The sequence below is a fragment of the Marinobacter fuscus genome (assembly GCF_003007675.1).
In the GTDB taxonomy this organism is placed as follows: Bacteria; Pseudomonadota; Gammaproteobacteria; order Pseudomonadales; family Oleiphilaceae; genus Marinobacter; species Marinobacter fuscus.
Genome location: NZ_PXNP01000008.1, coordinates 40,638 through 46,693, shown reverse-complemented (window position 1 = coordinate 46,693; position 6,056 = coordinate 40,638). Strand labels below are relative to the sequence as shown.

Here is a 6,056-nt window from a genome sequence, read left to right as displayed (position 1 = left end):
CGCCGGAGCAGGAAGTATTCGATGAGCATACCGAAAGCGCCAACCAGTACGGGAGCGACGAAGAGCGCGACCCAGTAATTGACGCCCAGCAGGTCAAACAGAACCACGGTGACCAGGGCACCGAGCATGTACATGGCGCCATGGGCGAAGTTGATGATCTTCAGCAGACCGAAGATAACCGCGAGGCCAAGGCTTAACAGAGCGTAGAAGGCGCCGTTGATAATCCCGATCAGCAGCTGGCCAGACAGCACAGCAAGGGGGACGCCGAAAATCATGGTCATGTTGCTAACTCCACAAGCAGCGCAGACGTTGTTTTTGTTGGGGTGTTCGTCCGGGCGGGTACCCGGCGCCGGTCGCGCTTAGAGACCGGGCACCGGGTCATTCCCCGTTGCTTAGTTCACCAGCTTGCACTTGCTCTCGGAGAGCGGGCGGAAGGCTTCGTCTCCCGGAATAGTGCGAACGATTTCATACAGATCCCACTCATTGGCGGATTCCTCTGGCGTCTTTACCCGAGTCAGGTACATGTCATGTACCATGCGGCCGTCTTCACGGATGTAGCCGTTGCTGGCAAACATGTCGTTGATCGGTGTTTTGATCATTTGCTGCCGTACGGTCTGGGCATCGTCAGAGCCGGTAGCTTCAACTGCTTTGAGGTATTGCATGGTGCTGGAGTAGACCCCGGCATGAATCATCGTGGGTCGAACGCCGGTTTCCTCCATGAAGCGATCGGACCATTCGCGGGTTTCGTCATTCATGTCCCAGTACCAACCGGTGGTGAGCTCCAGCCCCTGTGCGACTTCCGGGCCCAGGGCATGAATGTCGCTCAGGAACACCACCAGGCCGGCAATGGCCTGGCCTGCCTGGGTCACACCAAATTCCGCCGCGGTGGTGATGGCGTTGGTGGTATCGGAGCCCGCATTCGCCAGCGCGATAACGTCGGCACCGGAAGACTGGGCCTGCAGGATGAAGGAGGAAAAGTCAGACGTTGGGAAGGGGTGGCGAATGCTGCCCACCACTTTTCCTCCGTTGGCCTCGACCACGCGGGTCACGTCGGCCTCCAGGGCATGACCAAACGCATAGTCCGCAGTCAGAATGAACCAGCGTTTGTTACCTTCCTTGACCATGGCGGTCGGGGTGCCTACGGAGAAGGCATAGGTGTCGTACACGTAGTGAATGTGATTGGGTGTGCAGCTTTCGTTTGAAATACTCGCTGCAGCGGCACCGGATACCAACCCGAGTTTATCGTTCTGCTCCAGCAGGCGTACTGCCGCCAGAGTCACCGAAGACGCGACCAGGCCGCCCACCATGTCCACGCCATCGTTCTCCAGCCAGCGGCGTACCGTACTTGAGGCTACATCGGCGCTGTTGCGATCATCCGCGCTGACGATTTCAATCTTTGCCCCGTTGACTCGTCCGCCGAAATCCGCGACTGCCATCTCCATGGCTTTCAGCCCGTTCGGGCCAGCCAGATCCCGGTAAGTGCCAGACATGTCGGCCAGGTAACCGATTTTCACCGTGTTATCCGAGATGGCCGCCTGGGCACCACTGGCCATCAGGGCTGAGGCAACGGCAGAGGCAAGAAGTGTTTTCATGATTGTCATTGTTGTTTCTCCAATACTGTCTTGCGTTGGTTGAGGTTGTTGATTCGGGAGTCAGACCCCGAGATAGCTGTCCAGCACCGACTGTTTGGCACTCAGTTCGTTGGCGCTGATTTCTTCCACAATCTGGCCGTGCTCCACCACGTAATGTCGGTCGGCCAACGGCGCGGCAAAGTGGAAATTCTGCTCCACCAGAACAATGGTCAAACCCTTGTTCTTCAGGGCTATCAGGACTTCCCCCAGTTTCTCCACGATCACCGGGGCCAGGCCTTCGGTGATTTCATCCAGCAACAGCATGTTGGCGCCGGTGCGCAGAATGCGGGCCATGGCCAGCATCTGTTGTTCGCCACCAGAGAGCTTGGTGCCCTGGCTGAAGCGGCGTTCATAGAGGTTGGGGAACATGGTGTAGATTTCTTCCAGGCTCATGCCACCGCTGCGCACCACGGGCGGCAGGGTGAGGTTTTCCTGCACGCTGAGGGAGGAAAAAATGCCCCGATGCTCGGGGCAATACCCGACACCCAACCTGGCAATATGATGAGGCGCGCACTGCATGGTTTCTTCGCCGTTGATCATGATGGAGCCGGTGCGCCGGCCCACCATGTTCATGATGGCTTTCAGCGTGGTGCTGCGCCCGGCGCCATTTCGGCCGAGCAGTGTGACCAGTTCGCCCCGCTGAACCACCATGTCGATGCCGTGCAGAATGTGAGATTCGCCATAGAATGCGTGCAGGCCGGAGATGCGCAGCTGTTCGTATTCACGATTCGGATTCTTGCTCATTGGGCCGCCTCCACGTTTTCGCTGGCGGCGGCCTGTGCCCCCCGCTCGCCGCTGCCATCACTGCCCATATACACCTCGCGCACCCGCGGGTCGGCGGAGACCGTCTGGTAATCGCCCTCAGTCAATACTGCACCCTGGGCCAGCACGGTGATGCGGTCGCACAGTTTGCTGACCACGCTCAGGTTGTGCTCCACCATCAGTACCGTGCGACCCTGGGCGGCCTTGCGCACCAGTTCCACTACGCGGTCAACGTCTTCCGAGCCCATGCCCTGGGTGGGTTCGTCCAGCAGCAACAGCTGGGGTTCCATGGCCAGGGTGGTGGCCAGCTCCAGCGCCCGTTTTCGGCCATACGCAAGCTCTACCGTGGTGGTATTGGCGAACTCGGCCAGGCCAACAGACTCCAGCAGCTCCATACAGCGCTCGTTGAGCTTGTGCAGGGAGTTGCCGGATTTCCAGAAGCTGTAGGAGGAGCCCTCTGCGGTTTGCAGGGCCACGCGAATGTTTTCCAGCGCGGTCATGTGGGGAAACACGGCAGAGATCTGGAAGGAGCGAACAATGCCTTTACGGGCAATGGCGGCGGATTTCAGGGGGGTGATGTCTTCCCCGCGAAAGAGGATCTGGCCGCGGGTAGGCTGAAGAAATTTCGTCAACAGGTTGAATACGGTGGTCTTGCCGGCACCGTTGGGGCCAATCAGGGCGTGAATGCTGCCTTCACCGATCAGCAGGTCTGCGTCATCTACGGCAGTAAAGCCGCTGAACTCTTTGGTCAGATTGCGTGCTTCAAGAACTGGTCTGGTCATCATGCCGCCTTTTGTCATTGTTTAAATCTGGCAAGATGGAAAAAGCCCCATCTTCCCGTTACCGGAGAAGATGGGTGAAAAGCCCAAGGACTGATTGATTCGCTTACCTGGGCAGGTATTCCCTTGCGATGATGTTCTTCATGATCTGAGCGGTGCCGTCGCCAATCTGCAGCCCAAGCACGTCGCGCAGTCGCTGGGCAAAGGGCAGATCTTCGCCCCAGCCGGTATGGCCATGGGCCAGCAGACACTGTTTCACCACATCAAACGCCAGCTTTGGCCCCCACCATTTATTCATGGCGGCCTCCGCGTTGTGGGGTAGGTTGTTGTCCTTCAGCCACAAGGCGTGGTAGCACTGCATGCGTGCGGCATGCACATAGGTCTGATACTCGGCAAGGGGGTGAGTCAGGCCCTGGAAGGCGGAAAGGTTCTGGCCAAAGGCGGTACGCTCGGTTAGCCACTGCCAGGTTTCATCCAGGGATTGCTGGGCTACCGCCAGGCACTGGAGGCCAATCAGGGCACGGCTGTAATCAAAGCCTTGCATCACCTGTTTGAAGCCTTTGCCTTCGTCTCCCATCATGTGATTGGCGGGCACTTCCACGTTGTCAAAGAAGATGGAGCCGCGGCCGATAGCGCGCTGGCCGTTATCTTCAAAGCGGGTGGTGGTGATGCCTGGGGTGTTCATGGGCACCAGAAAGGCGCTGATGCCTGAGGCCCGTTGTTCAACGGTGCCGGTGCGGGCGAATACCACGGCCACATCCGCCTGGTCAGCCATGGAGATGGACGTTTTCTCGCCATTGAGCACGTAGACGTCGCCTTTCTTCTCGGCTTTCAGGCGCAGGTTGGCGGCATCGGAGCCACCATGGGGCTCGGTCAGGGCAATGCAGGCAACCTTCTGGCCGGTGGTCATGCCGTGCAGCCATTCTTTGGCAAGATCCGGATTGGCATGGCTGGCAATGATCTGGCCATTCAGGGACGTCAACAGCGGGATGTAGCCTACGTTGAAGTCGCCTTTGGCGATCTCCTCAATGATCAGGCCGCTGGTTACGCAGTCCATGCCGCTACCGCCGAATTCTTCGGGCAGTTCACCACCGAGCAGGCCCATCTCACCAAGCTGGCGGATCACGTCGCGCTCGATTACCCCTTCCTGATCGCGCTTGCGATAGCCCGGAGCCAGCACCTCGGCGCTGAAACGGGCCACAACCTCGCGGATCGCGTTCTGTTCTTCATTGAATGCGAAATTCATGGTGTTCTCCGGGTCTGGTTGCCGCCCGGCCGAGAGTTGCGGCCGGGCTCAGGGCTTATTTGTAGTATTTGCGGAATTCCGGCTTGCGCTTTTCCTTGAAGGCATTCACGCCTTCCTTGGACTCCTCGGTGTCGTAGTACAGGCTCAGTGCCTGCATACCGAGGGCGCCAATGCCACCGATGTTGTCGCTGTCCGCGTTGAAGGAGCGCTTGGCGATGGTCAGTGCCGTCGGGCTCTTCTCGAGGATTTCCTCGCACCACTTCTGCACTTCCTCATCCAGCTGTTCGGGTGGCACCACGGCATTTACGAGGCCCCACTCCAACGCCTGTTGAGCACTGTACTTGCGGCACAGGTACCAGATTTCCCGGGCGCGTTTCTCGCCAACAACACGGGCCAGATAGGCGGTGCCAAAGCCTGGGTCCACCGAACCTACCTTGGGGCCGACCTGGCCGAAGATGGCCGTCTCGGAGGCAATGCTCAGATCACAGATCACGTGCAACACGTGGCCGCCACCGATTGCGAAGCCGTTCACCCGGGCAATGACGGGTTTGGGGACTTCGCGGATGGTTCGTTGCAGTTCCTCGACCGGCAGGCCGATCAGCCCGCGGCCGTCGTACTGACCCTCGTGGGCGCCCTGGTCACCGCCGGTGCAGAAAGCTTTGTCGCCGGCGCCGGTGAACACAATCACTCCGATGTCCTTGTTCCAGCCGGCACGGTTGAAGGCGTCCAGCAGCTCCATGCAGGTCTGGCCCCGGAAGGCGTTATAGCGGTCCGGACGGTTGATGGTGATGGTGGCTACGCCGTTGTTCTCTTCGTACAGAATGTCTTCGTAATTCATGATGCGTTCTCCTGAATGCTGTCGTGGTTCGCTTAGCCGGCCATGGTCAGGCCGCCGGACACGCTGATTACCTGGCCGGTGATGAAGTTGGCGTCGTCACTGGCAAGCAGGGCGATGATGCCGGGGTAGTCTTCCGGCTGGGCCAGGCGTTTCATAGGCACGGCATTGCGGAAGGCTTCCAGCAGTTTTTCCGGGTTCGGGGCGGTTTCTGCCACGCCCTTGAGCAGTGCGGTATCGGTGGGGCCGGGGCAGACCACGTTCAGGCACACGTTCTTGGTGGCCAGTTCCCGCGCAACGGTCTTGCTGAATCCCACCAGGCCAGCTTTGCAGGCGGCATAGACAGATTCACCGGAAGAGCCAACGCGAGCCGCGTCTGAGGCTACGTTGATGACCTTGCCGCCGCCGGCTGCGATCATCCTCGGCAGCACCACGTGGTGCATGTTCAGGGCGCCGGTCAGGTTAACGGCAATCAGCTGATCCCAAAGCTTGGGTTCAGTTTTCAGGAATGGCATGAAGCGGTCGAAACCAGCGTTGTTTACCAGCACGGTCGGTACGCCCAACTCGCTCTCAATAGCGGCAACCGTGTCATTGATGGCGGCGTAATTGGTGATGTCTGCCGCGTAGGCTTTGGCTTTGCCGCCGTTTTCAGTGATCAGGTCAACGGTGGCCTGGGCAGCGCCGGCGTCACGATCGAGGACCGCAACCGGGCTGCCTTCTTCGGCAAAGCGCAGGCAGACGGCGCGGCCGATACCACCACCACCGCCGGTCACAATGACTGTTTTTCCGTTAAGGCCTCTCAT

Annotated in this window: 7 protein-coding genes; all 7 read right to left on the bottom strand. The window is 59.4% G+C overall.

What is annotated here, in order from left to right; all coding sequences use genetic code 11:
* Positions 1–281: ABC transporter permease subunit (locus C7H09_RS01070; protein ID WP_420844155.1), on the bottom strand; the 281-nt coding region annotated here is incomplete at its 3' end.
* A 111-nt stretch (positions 282–392) separates the two neighbouring features.
* On the bottom strand, positions 393–1,601 hold the full coding sequence (locus C7H09_RS01065; protein WP_106760814.1) for an ABC transporter substrate-binding protein: 1,209 nt from the start codon (positions 1,599–1,601) through the stop codon (positions 393–395).
* A 51-nt stretch (positions 1,602–1,652) separates the two neighbouring features.
* On the bottom strand, positions 1,653–2,375 hold the full coding sequence (locus C7H09_RS01060; protein ID WP_106760813.1) for an ABC transporter ATP-binding protein: 723 nt from the start codon (positions 2,373–2,375) through the stop codon (positions 1,653–1,655).
* The gene (locus C7H09_RS01055) at positions 2,372–3,175 is read right to left on the bottom strand and encodes an ABC transporter ATP-binding protein (protein WP_106760818.1); all 804 of its coding nucleotides are present in this window, start codon (positions 3,173–3,175) and stop codon (positions 2,372–2,374) included. The genes C7H09_RS01060 and C7H09_RS01055 overlap by 4 nt, the downstream gene beginning before the upstream one ends.
* A 103-nt stretch (positions 3,176–3,278) precedes the next feature.
* On the bottom strand, positions 3,279–4,418 hold the full coding sequence (gene aliB / locus C7H09_RS01050; protein ID WP_106760812.1) for a cyclohexanecarboxyl-CoA dehydrogenase: 1,140 nt from the start codon (positions 4,416–4,418) through the stop codon (positions 3,279–3,281).
* Positions 4,419–4,473: 55 nt separating this feature from the next.
* The gene (gene badI, locus C7H09_RS01045) at positions 4,474–5,256 is read right to left on the bottom strand and encodes a 2-ketocyclohexanecarboxyl-CoA hydrolase (protein WP_106760811.1); all 783 of its coding nucleotides are present in this window, start codon (positions 5,254–5,256) and stop codon (positions 4,474–4,476) included.
* A gap of 32 nt (positions 5,257–5,288) precedes the next feature.
* Positions 5,289–6,056 carry an SDR family NAD(P)-dependent oxidoreductase gene (locus tag C7H09_RS01040; protein WP_106760810.1) on the bottom strand — a complete coding sequence of 256 codons (768 nt, stop codon included), beginning with the start codon at positions 6,054–6,056 and terminating at the stop codon, positions 5,289–5,291.